The 1024-nt window shown below is 77.1% G+C and carries 1 protein-coding gene and 1 pseudogene; both read left to right on the top strand.

Features of this window, described 5'->3' with window-relative positions:
- A pseudogene (locus CCN33_RS30250) lies at positions 1–359 on the top strand (murein biosynthesis protein MurJ); the annotation flags it as partial.
- On the top strand, positions 343–1024 hold a 682-nt coding region (locus CCN33_RS30245; protein WP_208621991.1), incomplete at its 3' end, for a polysaccharide deacetylase family protein. The pseudogene CCN33_RS30250 and the gene CCN33_RS30245, both read left to right, overlap by 17 nt.

The raw sequence follows: 1024 nt of genomic DNA, 5'->3' as shown, positions 1-1024 counted from the left end.
GCCGGGGCGTGACCGGCATCGCCGCCGCCAACGCCACCGGCATCACCCTCACCGCCGCCCTGCTGCTCTCCGGCATGCGCGGCCCCCGGCACGGCAGGCGGCGCGGGGTGCCGATCCGCACCCGGCACGTCCTGCGGGAGCTGTGCCGCCCGGCCGGGGCCGCGCTCGGAGCCGCTCTCGCCGGGGCCTGGGCCGCGAGCCTGCCCGCGGGGGCGCTCGCGGGGCTCGCCGCCGGGGGCCTCACCGTCATCACCGTCTTCGTCCTGCTCGGCTGGGCCCTGGGCGCCCAGGGCTTCGCACCCGCCCTCCGTTCCGTACGCACCCACACCCGAAGGCTCGCTCATGCCGTCTTCCGTTGAGTCCGCGTCCGTCCTCCGCACCGGCTCCCCCCGGCCGCGCGGAGGCGGTCCCGTCCCGTGGATCGCCATGTACCACTCGGTCGGCGACTGCTCCGACGACCCCTACCGCGTCACCGTCACCCCGGCCCGGCTGGAGCGCCAGTTGCGCTGGCTGCGCGGGCGGGGGCTGCGGGGCGTGTCGGTGGGCGAGCTGCTGGCCGCCCGCGCGCGGGGCGCCGGGCGCGGTCTGGTCGGGCTCACCTTCGACGACGGGTACGCCGACTTCGTCACCGACGCGCTGGCGCTGCTGGCCCGCTGGGAGTGCACGGCCACCCTGTTCGTGCTGCCCGGCCGGCTCGGCGGGGAGAACACCTGGGACCCGCTCGGCCCGCGCAAGCCCCTGCTGACCGCCGACACCGTGCGCGAGGCCCACCGGGCCGGGGTGGAGATCGGCTCCCACGGCCTGACCCACGTCGACCTCACCCGCGCCGACGACACCGTCCTGCACGCCGAAGTCAGTGACAGCCGGGCCCTGCTGACCGAGCTGACCGGCGCCCCGGTCCAGGGCTTCTGCTACCCGTACGGCACCGTTGACGGACGCGTGGCCGAGGCCGTACGGAAGGCCGGTTACGGCTACGCCTGCGCCATCGACCCCGGCGAGCTGAGCGGCCCGCACGCGCTGCCCC

Origin of the sequence: Streptomyces recifensis, from assembly GCF_002154615.1 — a bacterium.
Classification (GTDB): Bacteria; Actinomycetota; Actinomycetes; order Streptomycetales; family Streptomycetaceae; genus Streptomyces; species Streptomyces griseoluteus.
The sequence above is the reverse complement of the archived record's forward strand: the minus strand, read 5'-3'. Positions and strand labels throughout refer to the sequence as shown.